At 64.3% G+C, this 16,182-nt stretch carries 15 protein-coding genes and 1 pseudogene; 11 read left to right on the forward strand and 5 right to left on the reverse strand.

Features of this window, described 5'->3' with window-relative positions; genetic code table 11:
• Positions 1 to 88: 88 nt before the first annotated feature.
• On the forward strand, positions 89 to 2,413 hold the full coding sequence (locus XarjCFBP7645_RS18605) for a S9 family peptidase (RefSeq protein ID WP_104538642.1): 2,325 nt from the start codon (positions 89 to 91) through the stop codon (positions 2,411 to 2,413).
• Between the two features lie 325 nt (positions 2,414 to 2,738).
• Here the strand turns inward: XarjCFBP7645_RS18605 and XarjCFBP7645_RS18610 are convergent, their stop codons facing one another.
• Both XarjCFBP7645_RS18610 and XarjCFBP7645_RS18615 read right to left on the reverse strand, forming a co-directional pair.
• Positions 2,739 to 3,914, reverse strand: a complete 1,176-nt coding sequence (locus XarjCFBP7645_RS18610; RefSeq protein ID WP_104538643.1) for an HBL/NHE enterotoxin family protein — start codon at positions 3,912 to 3,914, stop codon at positions 2,739 to 2,741.
• Positions 3,915 to 4,394: 480 nt separating this feature from the next.
• The gene (locus XarjCFBP7645_RS18615; protein WP_166775076.1) at positions 4,395 to 4,730 is read right to left on the reverse strand and encodes a DUF3817 domain-containing protein; all 336 of its coding nucleotides are present in this window, start codon (positions 4,728 to 4,730) and stop codon (positions 4,395 to 4,397) included.
• Positions 4,731 to 4,866: 136 nt separating this feature from the next.
• Here XarjCFBP7645_RS18615 and XarjCFBP7645_RS18620 point away from each other — a divergent pair, with 136 nt between their 5' ends.
• The 3 genes and pseudogenes from XarjCFBP7645_RS18620 (at position 4,867) to XarjCFBP7645_RS18630 (ending at position 6,366) form a co-directional block, all read left to right on the forward strand.
• Positions 4,867 to 5,502, forward strand: coding sequence for a YiiX/YebB-like N1pC/P60 family cysteine hydrolase (locus XarjCFBP7645_RS18620; RefSeq protein WP_047126686.1), 636 nt, complete (start codon positions 4,867 to 4,869; stop codon positions 5,500 to 5,502).
• Between the two features lie 45 nt (positions 5,503 to 5,547).
• Positions 5,548 to 5,688 (forward strand): annotated as a pseudogene (locus tag XarjCFBP7645_RS18625) (alpha/beta hydrolase); the annotation flags it as partial.
• 216 nt (positions 5,689 to 5,904) lie between these two features.
• Complete coding sequence (locus XarjCFBP7645_RS18630; RefSeq protein WP_047126121.1) at positions 5,905 to 6,366, forward strand: DUF4126 family protein; 462 nt, start codon at positions 5,905 to 5,907, stop codon at positions 6,364 to 6,366.
• A gap of 142 nt (positions 6,367 to 6,508) precedes the next feature.
• Here the strand turns inward: XarjCFBP7645_RS18630 and XarjCFBP7645_RS18635 are convergent, their stop codons facing one another.
• The 3 genes from XarjCFBP7645_RS18635 to XarjCFBP7645_RS18645 form a co-directional block, all read right to left on the reverse strand.
• On the reverse strand, positions 6,509 to 6,904 hold the full coding sequence (locus XarjCFBP7645_RS18635) for a VOC family protein (RefSeq protein ID WP_047126122.1): 396 nt from the start codon (positions 6,902 to 6,904) through the stop codon (positions 6,509 to 6,511).
• A gap of 91 nt (positions 6,905 to 6,995) precedes the next feature.
• On the reverse strand, positions 6,996 to 7,967 hold the full coding sequence (locus XarjCFBP7645_RS18640; RefSeq protein ID WP_104538646.1) for a glutathione S-transferase family protein: 972 nt from the start codon (positions 7,965 to 7,967) through the stop codon (positions 6,996 to 6,998).
• Between the two features lie 173 nt (positions 7,968 to 8,140).
• Positions 8,141 to 8,920, reverse strand: coding sequence for an SPFH domain-containing protein (locus tag XarjCFBP7645_RS18645; RefSeq protein WP_104538866.1), 780 nt, complete (start codon positions 8,918 to 8,920; stop codon positions 8,141 to 8,143).
• A gap of 419 nt (positions 8,921 to 9,339) precedes the next feature.
• On the opposite strand from XarjCFBP7645_RS18645, the gene XarjCFBP7645_RS18650 reads away from it, so the two are divergent.
• The 7 genes from XarjCFBP7645_RS18650 to XarjCFBP7645_RS18680 all read left to right on the forward strand — a co-directional run bounded on the left by XarjCFBP7645_RS18650 (position 9,340) and on the right by XarjCFBP7645_RS18680 (position 16,134).
• Positions 9,340 to 10,926, forward strand: coding sequence for an SDR family NAD(P)-dependent oxidoreductase (locus tag XarjCFBP7645_RS18650; RefSeq protein ID WP_047126124.1), 1,587 nt, complete (start codon positions 9,340 to 9,342; stop codon positions 10,924 to 10,926).
• 134 nt (positions 10,927 to 11,060) lie between these two features.
• Positions 11,061 to 12,086, forward strand: a complete 1,026-nt coding sequence (locus XarjCFBP7645_RS18655) for an alpha/beta hydrolase (RefSeq protein ID WP_104538647.1) — start codon at positions 11,061 to 11,063, stop codon at positions 12,084 to 12,086.
• A 132-nt stretch (positions 12,087 to 12,218) separates the two neighbouring features.
• Entirely contained in the window at positions 12,219 to 13,034 is an 816-nt protein-coding gene (locus tag XarjCFBP7645_RS18660) for a GntR family transcriptional regulator (protein ID WP_258079585.1), read from the forward strand.
• Positions 13,035 to 13,280: 246 nt separating this feature from the next.
• Positions 13,281 to 13,421: a lasso peptide xanthomonin 1 gene (locus tag XarjCFBP7645_RS18665; protein ID WP_104538648.1), complete on the forward strand. Its 141-nt coding sequence runs from the start codon at positions 13,281 to 13,283 to the stop codon at positions 13,419 to 13,421.
• 48 nt (positions 13,422 to 13,469) lie between these two features.
• Positions 13,470 to 13,616 (forward strand): benenodin family lasso peptide, encoded by a 147-nt coding sequence (locus tag XarjCFBP7645_RS18670; RefSeq protein ID WP_006452333.1) that lies wholly within the window; start codon positions 13,470 to 13,472, stop codon positions 13,614 to 13,616.
• 110 nt (positions 13,617 to 13,726) lie between these two features.
• Complete coding sequence (locus tag XarjCFBP7645_RS18675) at positions 13,727 to 14,401, forward strand: lasso peptide biosynthesis B2 protein (protein WP_104538649.1); 675 nt, start codon at positions 13,727 to 13,729, stop codon at positions 14,399 to 14,401.
• Positions 14,401 to 16,134, forward strand: coding sequence for a lasso peptide isopeptide bond-forming cyclase (locus tag XarjCFBP7645_RS18680; protein WP_104538650.1), 1,734 nt, complete (start codon positions 14,401 to 14,403; stop codon positions 16,132 to 16,134). Before XarjCFBP7645_RS18675 ends, XarjCFBP7645_RS18680 begins: the two co-directional genes overlap by 1 nt.
• Positions 16,135 to 16,182 lie beyond the last annotated feature (48 nt).

The following is a 16,182-nucleotide window of genomic DNA, read 5'->3' on the forward strand; positions in this document are numbered from 1 at the left end:
CGGCAGAGGCAGCGCCCCGGCCCAGCGGGTAGCATCGGGCGGTCGCGCCGACCGCGTTGCGCGCTCCTTTCGTCCTGGAGAGTCCTACATGCCCACCCCGTCGCCGATGCGGCAGCTGTTTTCCGCCATCGTCCTGGCCGCCTTGCCGGCCATCGCCGCTGCGCAAGCCCCCACCGTCACCGCCGCCGATTACGCCCGTGCCGAGCGCCTGATCAACTACGCCGCGCAGCCGCTGGTGGACCACACCGCCACCCGCATCGGCTGGCTGGACGCCACCCACGTGGCCTATGTCGATCACGATGCCAAGGGCAACCGGCTGCTGCAGCTGGACACCGCCACCGGCAAGAGCGCGCCGATCTTCAAGCAGCCCGCGCTGGTCGCCTCGCTCAACACGCTGCTGAAGACCGGCGACAAGCCGCTCAAGGCCGACACCTTCGCCCCGGTGGTCAAGCGCACCGCCGATGGCCGCTACCGCCTCAACGTGCGCGACACCGCGGTGGTCTGCGATGCGCGCGCACGCTGCAGCACGCTGTATGCAAAGGACAAGGCCGAGCCGGGCGTGCTGTCGCCGGACAAGCGCAGCGAAGCCTTCATCCGCAACTGGAACCTGTGGGTGCGCGATCTCGCCAGCGGCCAGGAGACCCAGCTCACCCGCGACGGTGTGGAAAACTTCGGCTATGCCACCGACAACGCCGGCTGGCAGCACAGCGACAACGCCATCGTTGCGTGGTCGCCGGACTCGCGCAAGATCGCCACCTTCCAGCAGGACCAGCGCAAGACCGGCGACATGTACCTGGTCAGCACCAAGCTCGGGCATCCGGAACTGCAGTCGTGGAAATACCCGCTGGCCGGCGACAAGGACGTGACCATGATCGAGCGCGTGGTCATCGACGTACCCACGCGCAGCGTGCTGCGGCTGAAACTGCCGCCCGACCAGCACCGCTCCACCCTGTGCGACGACGTCAGCTGCTCGCCGGGCCTGTGGGACGATGTGAAGTGGGCGCCGGACGGCAAGACGCTGGCCTTCGTGTCCACCTCGCGCTTCCACAAGCAGGCCTGGTTGCGCATTGCCGATGTCGCCACCGGCGACGTACGCACCGCCTTCGACGAAACCGCCAAGACCTATTACGAAAGCGGCCAGGTCGCCGCCAACTGGGCGTACCTGCCCGGCAGCAACGAGGCGGTATGGTTTTCCGAGCGCAGCGACTGGGGCCAGCTGTATCTCTACGACCTGGCCACCGGCAAGCCCAAGCGCGCGATCACCACCGGCGAGGGCAACGTCACCGAATTGCTGCGCGTGGATCCGGTGACGCGTACCGCGTGGTTCGTCGGCGTGGGCCGCAGCCCAGGCGTGGACCCGTACTACCAGCAGCTGTGGAAGGTGAGCCTGGACGGTGGTGAGCCGGTGCTGCTCACGCCGGAAGTCGCCGATCACAGCATCGCGCTGTCGCCCGATGGCGCGCGCTTTGTCGATACCTATTCCACCTCGATCACCCCGCCGGTCACGCTGTTGCGCGATGCCGGCGATGGACGCACGGTCAGTACCATTGCCACTGCCGACATCAGCCGCCTCAAGGCGGCCGGCTGGGTGCCGCCGGAGCCGATCACGGTCAAGGCGCGCGATGGCAAGACCACCCTGTATGGCCTGATGTTCAAGCCCAGTAACTTCGACCCGGCGCGCAAGTACCCGGTGATCGATTACGTCTATCCCGGCCCGCAAACCGGCTCGGTCCGCGGCCGCGGTTTCCTTGCCGGCCATGGCGACAATCAATCGCTGGCGGAGCTGGGCTTCATCGTGGTCGCCATCGACGGCATGGGCACACCGTGGCGCTCCAAGACCTTCCACGACACCTGGTACGCCAACATGGGCGACAACACCCTGCCCGACCAGGTGGCCGGCCTGAAGGAACTGGGCCAGCGCTATCGGTGGATCGACCTGGGCCGCGTCGGCATCTGGGGCCACTCCGGCGGCGGCAATGCATCCACCGCCGCGATGCTGCGCTACCCGGATTTCTTCAAGGTGGCCTGGTCGGAAAGCGGCAACCACGACAACCGCGGCTACGAGGACGACTGGGCCGAGAAGTATCACGGCGAGCACATCGTCAACAAGGACGGCAGCTCCAACTACGACGACCAGGCCAACGCCAACCACGCCGGCAAACTCAAGGGCAAGCTGATGCTGGTGCACGGCACGCTCGACGACAACGTGCCGCCGTATCTCACCCTGCTGGTGGCCGATGCCCTGATCAAGGCCAACAAGACCTTCGACATGCTGATGCTGCCCAACGCCAAGCACGGCTATGGCGAGCTCACCCCGTATGTCAGCCGCCGCCGCTGGGACTACTTCGTGCAACACCTGCTCGGCGCAACGCCACCGGCCGACTACCAGATGAAGCCGATGCCCAAGAACTGAGCGGTATGCACGGCACCGTTGCTTAGGGCGCCAATGCAGCACCGTGCAGACGACGAACCGCCACACGTGCCACTCGGGGTGGCGCCGGCCGTACGTGCTGGCGCTGTACGCTTCCACAGCGCCGGGACCTGCTGATGACGACTGCGCTGTGCACCGGTAAGCGGAACATCGCTGGCCGCCGACGCGCTTCAGATGGCGGGCTGACGGAAGCGTGTGGACATCCACACACCTCCGCCAGCCCGGCCACATGCTCACCAGTCCATGGCGACCCGATGCACGTGGCTCGGCAATGCAGCCATCTCATCCAACCATGCAATGCCGATCGTCAGGCAGTGGCGGGGTCGGGAATCGTCGCGGTGGCGGGCGTTGCCTGGTTGTACTTGATCGAGGCGATTGTATTGCACAGTCCCACCAAGGTCTGCCAATCCTGGTTGGCGGAATTCAGATTGGACTGAAGCTGCGGCAGGTTCAAATTGGTAACGTTTCCGTTGCAGTTGGTCAAGTCCGTCACCACGGTATTCAACTCGGACTCAAGCTCCTGCCAGACTTGCAATACCAGGGAAATCTGCGTGCTGGCCGCTTGCGAAAGCGTGATCAATCCATTGACCTGGTCATTCAGCACCGCCAGGCTCGCCGCCTGCTGGGTCACAGCATTCATATTGCTGTTGTCGGCCTCTACCTGGCTCTTCAGCGCCTGAATCTTATTCGATGCGATGACCATCGTCGTGATCAGCGCTGCTGCGGCGACGATCCCGAATGCCAAGCCGATCCCAAACGAAAAAATTGCAATCACCGCGCCGGTAAAGAAGGCGACACCTGCAGCAATCGCGGATGCCGTCTCGACGGTTTGCCAATGGCTGATTTCCGACTGCAGCGACGCGATATCGGCCTTGAACGCAGCGATCTTGGCCTGATCCACCGCCTGCTCCTTGGTCGAGTCAACGACTGCCTGCGACAGCACTGCCGCATCGGAGGTCAGGTTATTGCTGAATGTAGTGATGGACTGCTGGACAGTCACCGCGCTCTGCGTATAGGACGTGATTTGGGAAATCATGCTGCCGAACTGAGACTTCAGCGCAGCAATCGCAGCGGCATTGGTCGGATCGTTCTGCAGCACCGCCACCAGGGAATTGATGGTGGACATGCTGACATTGAAGGAAATGCCATAGCCCGCAATCGAGTTGGGGATACTGACGAGATTGGTCGCAATCGGATACCAGCCATTGGCGTGAATCTGTGCATCGCTGAACGCTGTCTGGAACGTGCTGTACCACGAGGGCGAAGGCGAGATCGTCGGCAACTGCGTATTGCCGATGCCCAAGACATAAGCCATGACCGCATTATTGGCATTGAATGCGTTTGCAAGTTGCTGATCGATGGGCAAGGGATCGTTGGAGACGGCGGCCAGTACACGCGAGGTACCGATCGCACTCGCGATGCTGGTCACCTGCGGGGCCGAACTCAGAGCAAAGGGGAAAAACGGCTTCTTCTGCGCTTGCATGGATCGTCTCCTGATGCTGTCAACCAATGAATCGAGGAATGTCACCGCTAGATCCGGACCGCTGGCTCCCGGAACCAGACGTTCTGTTTACCTCACGTGCGTGCTGCCCAATGAATCCATCCACCTTGGATCCATGCCCGATTGCGACCACCGATGCCCGAACCCGGACGCGTTGGGCGCTCCATCAACGCTTGCCATTCACACAGCGACTGCCGGTTTGCTGGCACAACGGGACAGCACCGGTGATCGATGCTCTCAAGAACTTTGCCGTGCTACCTGCGAAAGCACCGAGTGCCCGAGAACCCAGCATCCCCTAACGGATGTGCACCGACCCGTCGATTTGTCTCAGCCGGCACATCGTCCGGCAGGTGCAGGCTCTACCACGCCGATCGCCAGGGGCGTCCATGAACAGCGGATGCGCTGGTCGATCACTTCCACTGCAATGGCGATCACGCTGCATCGGGGTTCACCCCGACGCGGTCAGCCGGCAGTTCGCGTCGGCACACCCAACAAACCGATACGCCGGAACCACATTTCCAGCGGCACCGTCACCAGCGGCGGCAACGCGGCCAGCAGGCTCAGCGCCCACGCCCACAACGGCCAGCGCAGGCGCAGTGCGGCAAGCACGCTGACCGCCACATAGAACAGGAAGGCCGCGCCATGCAGCCGCCCGAACACCCACACCACAAGCTCGGTGGTATGCGTGCCGTACTTGAGCAACATGCCGAGCAACAACCCGGCCCAGGTCAGCCCTTCGATAAAGGCGGCCACGGCAAACAGCCGGCCGATCGGCGACAACGCAGAAGAAGCACGCATGAAACACTCCAGACGGACAGGGATTGCCGCGACGCGATGGCGGCGGCGACGCCCGCTGGCCGCTGTAGTTTACAGCGGGCATCGCGTGCCCGCCGCCCGCCGCCGTTCCTGGCGATAATGGTGGCCCTTGCACTCCCTGCCGCCCCCCATGCGCACCCTTCTCCTGCTCGCCGTGCTTGCACTGGCACTGCTGCCCGCAACCTCCATCGCCGTACAGCTACAGGACGGCGACCTGCTGTTCGTCACCGCCGCCCGCACCGGCCTGAGCGGCGCCATCGACGATGCCACCGCCAGGCAGGATGCCCCCAGCTTCGATCATGTGGCACTGCTCGCCCATGACGCTACCGGACAGGTGCTGCTGCACGCAGACGAACAAGGCTCGCGGCAGCAGCCGCTGCAGGCATTTGTCGAAGAGGCCAACGCCAAGCATCGGCAGGTCCATGTGTACCGGCTGGCCGCAGAACACCGCAGTGCGATCCCCGGCGCCATCGCGCAGGCGCAGCGCATGCTCGGCAAGCCTTACAACACCACCTACGTGCAGGACGACAACAGCTACTACTGCTCGGACTTCATCGAACGCGCGTTCCGCGCACAGCACGTCTTCGCCCTGCAACCGATGAACTTCAAGAACCTGCAGACCGGCAAGATCTCGCAGTACTGGACCGACTTTTACCGCAGCAAGGGCATGGACGTACCGCAAGGCCTGCCGGGCACCAACCCGAACGATATGGCGGCCGCTCCCGTGCTGGCGTATGTCGGCCGTTTGAAGTGATGCGCGGGAATGCCGGCGACAACAGGCGCCTGCTTCGCCAGTAAGCTAGTACAGACGCTGCGCGCGAGACAGTATCCGTCGCTGCGGCTGGAGCTGGAGGTGCTCAACGACGAAGATCACCCGAGTGTCGCGCCGCGCGGCATCACCCATGGGCTGAAGTTCCTGTTGGGCACCAAGGCTCCCTGAGTGCAATGCCGCGCGCCTGGTTACGCGGCGCAAGCCGATACATTTCAGGCAGCGCATCGCAAGCACATCCAGTGCCGTGCGGGCGCCGCCAATGCACGGCATGCACAAGCTCTTGCCAACGCCCATACACACACCCCCCTAGTGTGTGCATATCCATACAGCGTGCCGCACGCAGCGCATTCCGCCTGCGATTGTTGAGCACATGCAGAGGTGTACATGGCTTTGATTCATTCCATCCTGATGGGCGCCGTCGCCGGCATGCGCTCGATGACGCCGTTGGCTGCGGTCACCAATGCAGCCCGCACCGGCAAGCTTCCTGCCGACAACGGCGCCCCGAAGCTTCTCGCCAATCCACTCGCATCGGCCGGCATGCTTGCGCTTGCCGGCGGCGAGCTGGCAGGCGACAAGATGAAGACTGCGCCCGACCGCATCGTGCTGCCCGGCATGATCGCCCGCATCGCCACCGGCGTCATCGTTGGCGCGGCGCTGGCGCCGCGCCATCAGCGCGGGGTCGCCGCCCTACTGGGTGCGAGCACGGCGGTTGCGGCCGCTTACCTCACCTTCAACCTGCGCATGCGCGCGATCGAACGCTACGGCCAGACCGGCACCGGCGTGGTCGAGGATGCGATCACGGTAGGCGCGGCGACGTTGATCATGCGCGATGCGGCCAAGCACTAGCGCGACGTCCCTCACCTAAGCCTGTCGCCCACTGCAACCACAGGGCGTGCTATGGCGACGGCTGTTCCACCGTCGCCATAGCGAAGCGATAACCCGGTGCGCGGTCGCGCTGCGGCAGTCGCAGCGGCGCAAGTCTCACAGCCTACGCAGGCCGATAGATCGCACAGAGCTTGTTGCCATCCGGATCGCGGACGTAGGCCAGCCAGACCGGCCCCATGCGGCTCTCACGCAAGCCCGGCGGATCCTCGATGGACACGCCACCTGCCGCCACCGCAGCGTCGTGGAAGGCCTGCACCTGCTCGGGCGAGCCGCAGCTGAAGCCCACGGTGGCGCCGTTACCGCTGGTCGCGGGCGCATCGTCGATCGGTTCGCTGACGGCGAAGGTGCTGCCGGCATGGCGATAGAACAGGCGCACATGGCCTGAGCCGGCAGGGTTGACCAACGGTTCGGCGGCACCGAGGACGCCGCCCAGTACTGCGTCGTAGAACTGCCTGGATCGCGCAATATCGTTCGATCCCACCATCACATGATTCAGCACGCCTCGCTCCTGTTCGTATCGAAGGCGCACAGCTTAGTGCAAGCCACGCAGTAGCGTACGTAAGCGCGGCAGCGTCCGGCGGACAGCCGCATCAGCCACGCCCATGCGGTGCCTGCAGATCCAGCACCGGCCCCAGCGGCACGATGCCGGTGGGATTGATCATGTCGTGACTCTGGTAATAATGATGCTTGATGTGCTGAAAGTTCACCGTGTCTGCGATACCGGGCATCTGATACAGCTCGCGCAGGTAGCCGGACAACTGCGGATAATCGGCAATGCGCCGCAGATTGCATTTGAAATGACCGACATACACCGCATCGAAACGCACCAGCGTGGTGAACAGGCGCCAGTCCGCTTCGGTGAGCCGGTCGCCGCACAGGTAGCGCTGCTGGCCAAGGCGCGCATCGAGCCAATCCAGACTCTCGAATAACGGCAGTACCGCCTCTTCGTACGCAGCCTGCGTGGTGGCAAAGCCCGCCTTGTATACGCCATTGTTGACGGTGTCGTACACGCGCGCATTGATCGCATCGATCTGCTCGCGCAGCGACGCCGGATAGAAATCGCCAGCCGCAGCACCGACTTCGTCGAAGGCGCTATTGAACATGCGGATGATGTCGGCCGACTCGTTGCTGACCACCGTATTGCGCTCGCGATCCCATAGCACCGGCACGGTCACGCGCCCGGAGTACCGCGGATCCGCCTTCAGATAGACCTCGTACAGATGCTGCGCCTGGTAGAGCGCATCGCCCACCAGGTCCGGCCCTGGCGCAAATGTCCAGCCCTGCTTGCCCATCAGCCAGTGCACCACCGACACGTCGAGCATCGACTCCAGACCTTTCAGGCGCCGGAAGATCAGCGTGCGATGCGCCCACGGGCAGGCCAGCGACACATACAGGTGATAGCGCCCGGGAGCGGCCGGAAAGCCACCCTCCCCGTGCGGGCCGGGGCTGCCGTCGCGCGTCACCCAGTTGCGGAACTGCGATTGCGAGCGCTCGAAACGCCCACCGCTCTTGTCGGTGTCGTACCAACTGTCCTGCCACTTGCCGTCGACCAACAGGCCCATGCTGCCTTCTCCGCTACAACAGTAGGCCGCAACCCTAGCCCAGCCGGTCTGGAGAGTGCGTGAGCGGCCTTGCTGGCGTGAGTGGACGCGAGCAGCCAGCAGCGCCTGCAGACCAACAACCAACCATTGCCAGGCAACGATTGCCCCGCCGTGCAGCCGGCCGGCAGCGCACGCTACCTGGCAATCACCGACGTACCGGAAGGCACCATGTAGCAGGCCTGCGCTTTTCTGCAGGCATCGGCATTGAGTTCGGCGATCTGGCTGGCCAGGTACTGCTCGGGCGTCAGGCCCATGCGGTTGCGGTATGCATTATCGGCATCGGCCTTGGCGACCTGTTCCTGCTCGCGCTGCCGCTCTGCGGTCGTCGCCTCGACCAGCGTCTTGACGCGCTGTTGCTGCGCAGCGGTGAGGTTCATCTGCTGCAACACGTCCGGGTTGGGGCGCGCACGGCCGAGGGTGATGTTCTGGATCTGGATCGGCAAGCCTTGTTGCTTGACCAGCGCACTGACGTTCTGGGTGACCGACTCGTCGATTTTCCTGGCGGTATCCGGGTCGCTCATCATCTTGGTCATGTCATAGCGCTTGACCTGATCGCGCACGATGGAAGCGTACTGGCTGGCGACATTGTTCTTGAACCAGTCCTGCCCAAACCCGGACAGCAGCAAGGCCGGCGCGGTGATCCGGTACTGGATCTGGGTCGAGAAGTCCAACAGGATATTGTCGCTGGAGGAGAAATCGTCGAACGCCACCTGCACGGTTTGCGGGGTGACATCCACATACGACGCAGAGGTGGTCACCCAGGTGTACGTGCGCCCGGGATCGCGCACATCGTCCAGGCGGATGCCCCCCTTGCCGAAGAACAGGGGCTTATCCACCAGCACAGCCTGTTGACCAGGGTCAGGCGAGACCACCGTACACGCACAGAGCAAGCCGGCCAGCCCGAAAGCCAGCATGGAATTCTTCATCAAGGTCCCCTTGAATGGACGGGCATGATGCCCTTCCGTGTGTGGGGAAGATTATCCAATCCTGGATGCGATCGCACCCCGGCCTCCCGCATGACGGGCGGCAACACGCCGCTGCATGCAAACACGTGCACACAGATCTTCCAGCCGTGTGCTGAGAGCTGAACCTGGCGCACGCCCTGCGCGGCAATTGGCTGCATCCGCAGCAGCGACGCCCTCACCGCCGCAACCTGTCCAGCCCTGTCATTGGCGCGCGCACCCAAGGATCGGCGAAAATAGCCGCGGTCCGGACGCTCCGGCCTGCGGCGGCAGCGGTCCTGGCCAGCGCGGCCGCTGGCCGCCATCCATCGTGTCCACCGCGCCGCCCGCTGCATGCGCTTCGCCTTCTGCCGCTCTTTTCCGGATCCATCTTGAACACCAACGCCCCGCCCCTGCCCGCCGACGACCTGCCCCTGACCGACCGCCTGCGCGCGGCGCTGGACCTGCTGGAGGCCATCGAGGCCGACCGCAGCGTGCTCGACACGCTGCCCGAGGCCGACCGCGTGCGGCTGCACCAGGTGGTGGCCAGGGTCTATCACCCCGAGCCGAAGGCGCGGCGACAGTTGCTCAAGCAGCGCGAGCGCGAGCGGCACCAGGAGAAGGTGCGCAAGGCCGAGGCGCTGCTCGAGCAGCGCGGCATCCGCGCACTTCGGCGCAAACCGGTGTTCAGCACGCCGAACTTCTTCCCGCCACATGCCGCCGGCCTGCACGACGCGCACAACGGCCACAACGCCACTGCCGCACCGGAGCCCACGCATTCGCCGGAGTTGCGCCACTGCTACGTGTGCAAGCAGAAGTTCACCCAGCTGCATCACTTCTACGACCAGATGTGCCCGGCCTGCGCCGAGCTCAATTTCTTCAAGCGCACCGAAACCGCCGACCTGCGCGGACGCGTGGCGCTGCTGACCGGCGGACGGGTCAAGATCGGCTATCAGGCCGGCCTGAAGCTGCTGCGCGCCGGTGCGGAACTGATCGTCACCACACGTTTCCCGCGCGATTCGGCCGCGCGGTATGCGCAGGAGCCGGACTTCAGCCAATGGGGCCATCGCCTGCAGGTGTTCGGCCTGGATCTGCGCCACACCCCCAGCGTGGAAGCGTTCTGCAGCCAGCTGCTGGCCACCCGCGACCGCCTGGACTTCATCATCAACAACGCCTGCCAGACCGTGCGCCGCCCGCCGCAGTTCTACGCGCACATGATGGCCGGCGAAACCGCCGCGCTGCATGAGTTGCCGGACACCGTACGCAACCTGGTCGGCCATTACGAAGGCCTGCGCACGCCCGAACCGCTGCGCGATGCCTCGGCGATGGCGCTGCCGGCGGTGCATGGCCGCGGCCTGGACGGCGCCGACGGCCTCACCCGCGCCGCCGAGCTGTCGCAGGTGGCGCTGCTGGACGACGAGCTGGTTGGCCAGCAGCATCTGTTCCCGGAAGGACGGCTGGACCAGGACCTGCAGCAGGTGGATCTGCGCGGGCGCAACTCCTGGCGCCTGCTGCTGGACGAAGTGCCTTCGGTGGAGCTGCTGGAGACCCAGCTGGTCAACGCCATCGCGCCCTTCATCATCAACGCGCGGCTGAAGCCGCTGATGCTGCGCACGCCCGAGCGCGACAAGCACATCGTCAACGTCTCGGCGATGGAAGGGCAGTTCTACCGCAACTTCAAGACCACCCGGCATCCGCATACCAACATGGCCAAGGCCGCGTTGAACATGATGACGCGCACCTCGGCGGCCGATTACCAGAACGACGGCATCCACATGAACAGCGTCGACACCGGCTGGGTCACCGACGAGGATCCGGCCGACATCGCCGCGCTCAAGGTCCAGCAGGAACGCTTCCACCCGCCGCTGGACATCGTCGACGGCGCCGCCCGCATCGTCGACCCGATCATCCACGGCGCCAACACCGGCGAGCATGTGTGGGGACAGTTCCTCAAGGACTATGCGCCGACGGATTGGTAAGGGCTTTCAGCGGCAGGCGCCTGTACCGGCGTCTGCCGCAAATGTTGCCGCCATGTGCAGAATGGCCGAGCTCCCTTGTCGCCCCATTGACTGTGCCACCGCTAGCGTCGGGGTCAATCAACCGAGGCGCACACATGACAGAGCACGGCAAGCCCAATCCGATCATCGACACCATCTCCAACGTCATCGGCGCCATCCGTACCGATGACGACATGCACGACCTGGCCCAGGCGCACGATGCGCTCGAACCCAAGGCCATCGAAAAGCTGACGCCAGCCGAAGCCCGGCAGCAGCCGACCATCGCCGATGCGGTCAAGAAGCTCCTGCATGACCAAGACAAGTCCGCCGACCCGGAAGTGCTGGTGCCCGGCGTCAAGCGCACCTCCCACATCCTGGAAACGCCCGCCGGCAATCTCCCGGCCTTCGTCTATACCCCGCAGGGCGGTACCGCACTGCCGGTCATCGTCTATTTCCACGGCGGTGGCTGGGTGATCGCCAATGCCGAAGTCTATGACGGCGGCGCGCGCGGGCTGGCCAAGGAAACCGGCGCCATCGTGGTCTCGGTCGACTATCGCCAGGCGCCCGAACACAAGTTCCCCGCCGCCTGGGACGACGCGCTCGCCGCCTACGAATGGGTGCTGGCAAACGCGGCAAGCATCGGCGGCAACCCGCAGCGCGTTGCCCTGGCCGGCGAGAGCGCTGGCGGCAACCTGGCCATCGCCACGGCGGTAGCCGCGCGCGACAAGGGGCTGCAGGCACCGACGCATATCCTGGCGGTCTACCCGGTCGGGCAGACCGGCAGCCTGCACACCGAGTCCTACATCGAGAACGCCATCGCCAAGCCCCTGAACAAGGCCATGATCGAATGGTTCGTGGGGCACCTGATCCGCAGCGACGCCGACAAGGCGGATACGCGTCTGGACCTGGTCAATGCCAACCTGCGCGGCCTGGCACCGGTGACAATCATCAACGCCACCATCGACCCGCTGCGCAGCGACGGCGCCAAGCTGGAAGACGCCCTCAAGGAGGCCAACGTACCGGTCGAGCGCGAGGTCTACACCGGCGTGACGCACGAGTTCTTCGGTTGTGCGGCAGTGGTTGCCAAGGCGAAGGCCGCGCAGGAATATGCGGGCAAGCGGCTGCGTGAGTCGTTTCGCTAAGCAGGGCACACTGTTTGGCACGACCGTTATGCCCCGCGATAGCAGGGACAGATAACGTACAAAACAGATAACGTACAAAGACGAGGGCCGCCTGGCATACCAGGCGGCCCTTGTGTTTTTTCTGGCCTCAATTTGTACGTTATTAAAACTATTACTGCCGGGACAGGTATTGGCTCGAAGCCTGCCTCGTACACGGCACGATGTGACAAGCCTGGGACTAAAAAGGACTACCGCAGCAGCTCCTGCCGCAGCCATTGCATGTACGATCCAGCCAGGGAGGCGTCGCGGTCAGACAAGGAGTTCGTCATGAGTGAAATCCACTCCAAACGTGCAGTTGCCTATGCGCAGGTCAGGCGCGCATTGCAATCCGGGCAGTATCCGCCCGGTCAGCGCATCGACCCGGCAAAGCTGGCTACCGAGTTCAAGATCAGCCCCACGCCGGTGCGCTTTGCCCTGTATCGCCTGGTCGGCGAAGGCCTGGTCATCGATCACGCACGCTTTGGCTTGCAGGTACCGCTGCTCACCGAGGTCGCGCTGCGGGATCTTTACGACTGGATGGACCGCCTGTTGCGGATGGCCTGCGATATCGGCGTTGCATCGACGCCGCATGCCCCTGGCCAGTTGGAGCCCACCACCGCACCTGCGGACATGGTCAAGCAAACCTGGAAGCTCTTCGACGCCATTGCCCACGCCACTGCGCATTGGTCGCTGCATCATGCCGTCAGGCAGGCCAACGACCGGCTGGCACCGGTGCGACGTGCCAAACATGGCCTGCTCGACTCCCTCGAAGAAGAACTGGTAGAGCTCACGCTGCACTGGCAGCGGCGCGACCTTGCGACGTTGCAAACAGCGTTGCATGCCTATCACGTACGCCGCATCCAGGCCGTGCCGCGCATCGTGGCGATTATGAATGAGCGCATCAATCAGGCTTCCAGCTTCGGCGACTGAGTGTCGTCAGCGCAGCACATTGCGGGACCTGCATGCTGTGCTTGCGAGCTGCCGGCAACGTGTGCCTGATGTGGCGTGAAAGGTGCGATGCGACGCCACCGGCCAGGTTTCCACAGCCATCTTCGATGGCGGTCACACAGTGCATTTAATTATGACGGTGTTACGACTTAATCATTTGAAAATCAATAAGCCCGCTTTTTACCTTGTCTGCGTCATGGATCCCCATGACGCAACCAGGAGACAGCGATGAACATCAATGACACCACCTACAGCGATGCGTCCAGCGAGATCACGGTGCTTGGCGTCGCCAGCACCGATACCAAAGGCGGCCCGCTGGCTGGCGAAGAGATCGGCGGCTTCAATGTGCCTGGCATTTCCGAAGAGTGAACCCGGGGCGTGCCTATGTGCACGCCTCTCCCACCAGGAGTAGAGACCATGGATACCAGCAACAACGACGCTCGTACCACGGCGTTGGATCAGGATCTCATCGTGCTCGGCGTCGCAAGCCTGGACACACAGGGCGGGCCATTGGCAGGCGAAGAAATGGGCGGCATCACCACGCTGGGCATCAGCCAGGACTAGGCATTGCCAACGCGCGACAGTCGCCGCTGGGCTGTACATGCCGACGGGCAACTTCCCAGGCCACGGGGCGCACTGCAACGGTGCGCCCCTTCTCTCTCAAGGACAGCGCCATGCACCGCTACACATTGCGCGACGACCTAGCGTTCTGCCGCATTGGCCAGCGCCTGGTGTTTCTGGATGTCGGCAACGACCGCTACTTCCGTCTGCCCCAGGCACTGGAGCACGCCCTGCTTGCCTACCTGGCGCAAGACCCGGTGCCGGACCTGGAGATCAACGACCTTGTCGAACGGGGCCTGCTGGTGGAACGGTCGCAAGCGACCGCCGGCCCACAGCCTTCCGTCATGCCTGTTGCGCGTAGCGCGATGGAAATGCGCATACCAGCGCGGCGACCACAGCTGTTTGAAACGCTCGAAGTGCTGGCACTTGTGCTGTCCACACGCCTGGCGTTGAAGCGCACCCCGCTTGGCAGGGTACTTGGCAGCCTCTCCGCTGGAGCACAGCGTCGGGGGATGCAGCAATGCTCGCTTGCCGGACTCGAGCAACGGCTCACCGATGCGGCAGCCGTCTTCCGGCGCTCCCGCGTGTGGGTGCCGGTGGAGATGCGCTGCCTGCTCGATTCGGTCGCATTGGCAAGATTCCTGCACAGGCGCCAGCTCGACGCCCAGGTTGTGTTCGGGGTCGCGCTCGATCCGTTTTCGGCCCATTGCTGGGTACAGACAGGCGATCTGGTCTTGAACGACACGGTCGGCAACGTCCACGCGCATACCCCCATCCGGGTGGTGTGATGTACCGCTACATCGCCTTGCTCAACCATGCGCAGGCACACCGCGATGGCGACCGCGCCGGTGTCGATGCGTCGCTGCGACAGATCGGGTTACACCTACGGCAGCGCACTGGGCACATCGATCTGTATGCATCGGACGACACGCCCGTGCTTGCCATCCCTGGTGGTGGCGCACTGATCGGCCATGTCTTCTCGCAGCGTGACAACGCCCGCTTGGTGGACGGCGCATCGCTGCATGCGTTGTCCGCAGCACAGCGCACGCGGCACCTGATCGATACGCACTGGGGCGAGTACCTGCTGTTGCATGCACCGCACGCGGATCCGTACACCGTCACCGTCATGCGCGAGCCTTCCGGCGGCGTGGCATGCGTCTACGCGCTGCCGCATGGCTTCATCACTTCGGATATCTCGATCGCCACGCATGCGGGTGTGTACGCGCGTGAGATCGACTGGGACTCCATCGCCCATCATCTGCACTACCCGCACCTCAAGACCGAGCGCACCGGGCTTGTCGGCGTGCGCGAATTGCTGCCGGGCAGCCAGCTGTGTCTGCAGTCCAACCGCAGCAGTGTCGAACAGGTCTGGAACCCCTGGGATTTTGTCGCAGCCGCTCGGCGCCGGCACGACCCACTCGACGCACAGGCACAGGTGCGTCAGGCGGTGGCCTCCAGCGTCACGTGTTGGGCGCGGACCGATGCGTCCGTGCTACTGGAACTGTCTGGTGGCCTGGACTCTTCCATCCTCGCCGCATGCCTGAAAGACACCACCGCGCGCGTGGCATGCTGCAATCTGGTCACGCCGGTGCCTGGCGCCGACGAGCGGCGCTATGCCCGGCAGATGAGCGATCTGTTGGGCACCGAGCTGATCATACGCACCCTGGGATTCGACGCTGCACCGGTCGATTTCGCACCGCCGGCACATGCGGTCGCGCCCAGTACCTGGTTTCTGCAGCATGCCTCCAATGCGCTGAAAGAAGCGGTCGGCACGCAGCTGGCCATCGCCAGTTTCTTTTCCGGCGGCGGCGGCGACACCGTGTTCTGCAACACCAGAACCGCCGCGCCCGCCGCAGATGCCTTCCGTGCAGGTGGCCTGCGCGCCGGCTTCAGCGCAGTCCATGCGCTTGCCGAACTGCACCAGTGCACGCTCTGGAAAGCAGGCAGGTTGACGATCAAAAAACTCCTCGCCAAGGCCGGACCGCCGCGCAAGCCGGAGCGATCGTTTCTGCCAAGCACGCAGGCTGCGGTTCCATTGCAATCGCATCCCTGGTTCGATGCCCCGCCCGACAGCCTGCCCGGTGACCGCGAACGTATCGTCGATCTGGCCGGCACCCAGGTGTTCCGCGATGGGCTGGCGCGCAGTGCGTCGTGGCACCTGCGCATGCCGCTGCTGTCGCAACCGGTGGTGGAAGCCTGCCTGACAGTGCCGAGCTGGATGTGGATCGCTGGCGGCCGCAATCGCGCCGTCGCACGCGATGCGTTTGCTGACGTGCTGCCTGCGCAGATCCTGCATCGCCGCAGCAAAGGCACCTTCATGAACTACTCCGGCGCGGTCTATCGTCAGGGCAGGCAGCAGATCCGCGATTATCTGCTGCAGGGTCGGCTTGCAGCCCAGGGGCTGCTGGACGCCGATGCCCTGCGCCACCATTTCGACCACACCTTGGCCGACGGCGACCACAGCGTCATGCGCATCTTCGAGCTGTGTGCAGTCGAGAACTGGGTTCGTCATCAGCGCTGACATTGCCTGCACTGCGTAGATGCGTGCCGTCGGCGTGCCAACATGCCA

This window comes from Xanthomonas arboricola, from assembly GCF_002940665.1.
GTDB lineage: Bacteria > Pseudomonadota > Gammaproteobacteria > Xanthomonadales > Xanthomonadaceae > Xanthomonas > Xanthomonas arboricola_B.

Bases quoted from the DNA above. Each gene is read 5' to 3' on its own strand.
- XarjCFBP7645_RS18645 (WP_104538866.1), bottom strand. From the start codon at position 8,920: ATGCTGGCTTTCGGGCTGGCCGGCTTGCTCTGTGCGTGTACGGTGGTC.
- XarjCFBP7645_RS18610 (WP_104538643.1), bottom strand. From the start codon at position 3,914: ATGCAAGCGCAGAAGAAGCCGTTTTTCCCCTTTGCTCTGAGTTCGGCC.
- XarjCFBP7645_RS18640 (WP_104538646.1), bottom strand. From the start codon at position 7,967: ATGGGCCTGTTGGTCGACGGCAAGTGGCAGGACAGTTGGTACGACACC.
- XarjCFBP7645_RS18615 (WP_166775076.1), bottom strand. From the start codon at position 4,730: ATGCGTGCTTCTTCTGCGTTGTCGCCGATCGGCCGGCTGTTTGCCGTG.
- XarjCFBP7645_RS18675 (WP_104538649.1), top strand. From the start codon at position 13,727: ATGCACCGCTACACATTGCGCGACGACCTAGCGTTCTGCCGCATTGGC.
- XarjCFBP7645_RS18655 (WP_104538647.1), top strand. From the start codon at position 11,061: ATGACAGAGCACGGCAAGCCCAATCCGATCATCGACACCATCTCCAAC.
- XarjCFBP7645_RS18670 (WP_006452333.1), top strand. From the start codon at position 13,470: ATGGATACCAGCAACAACGACGCTCGTACCACGGCGTTGGATCAGGAT.
- XarjCFBP7645_RS18605 (WP_104538642.1), top strand. From the start codon at position 89: ATGCCCACCCCGTCGCCGATGCGGCAGCTGTTTTCCGCCATCGTCCTG.
- XarjCFBP7645_RS18680 (WP_104538650.1), top strand. From the start codon at position 14,401: ATGTACCGCTACATCGCCTTGCTCAACCATGCGCAGGCACACCGCGAT.
- XarjCFBP7645_RS18665 (WP_104538648.1), top strand. From the start codon at position 13,281: ATGAACATCAATGACACCACCTACAGCGATGCGTCCAGCGAGATCACG.
- XarjCFBP7645_RS18630 (WP_047126121.1), top strand. From the start codon at position 5,905: ATGGCTTTGATTCATTCCATCCTGATGGGCGCCGTCGCCGGCATGCGC.